Genomic DNA, 387 nt, shown 5'->3' with positions numbered 1-387 from the left:
GGATCAGCACGTCGTCGTCAGGCCCGACAATCGCCGAGCTCGCCTTCATGAAGATGATCGGCTCCGGCGGCACCGTGGCGCCGGTTTCGGCGGCGTGGTCGGAATAGTTCAGGCCGATGCAGATGAACTTGCCGGTCCCGGCGACGCAGGCGCCGATGCGCGGGCTGCCGGAAACCGCCGGCAGCGATTTCGCATCGAGCTTCGCCAGCATGTCCAGCGAAGCCGGATGAAGCGCCGTGCCGCCAATGTCGGCGACGTGGGCCGAGAGGTCGCGGATGGTCCCATCCGCATCGAGCAGGCCGGGACGTTCGCTCCCCACCTCGCCATAGCGCAGCAGTTTCATCTAAATCCTTCTCCTACTTGCGGCCCGTGGCCGTTTGCAAACTC

At 65.6% G+C, this 387-nt stretch carries 1 protein-coding gene; it reads right to left on the bottom strand.

From position 1 onward, the window contains the following. A partial coding sequence (locus EOA24_RS41140) for a fumarylacetoacetate hydrolase family protein (RefSeq protein WP_189354743.1) occupies positions 1 to 343 on the bottom strand: 343 nt, incomplete at its 3' end. Positions 344 to 387 lie beyond the last annotated feature (44 nt).

Origin of the sequence: Mesorhizobium sp. M2A.F.Ca.ET.039.01.1.1 (assembly GCF_003998035.1) — a bacterium.
Taxonomy (GTDB): domain Bacteria; phylum Pseudomonadota; class Alphaproteobacteria; order Rhizobiales; family Rhizobiaceae; genus Mesorhizobium.
Note: the sequence above shows the minus strand (reverse complement) of the source record. Positions and strands in the feature narration are given on the sequence as shown.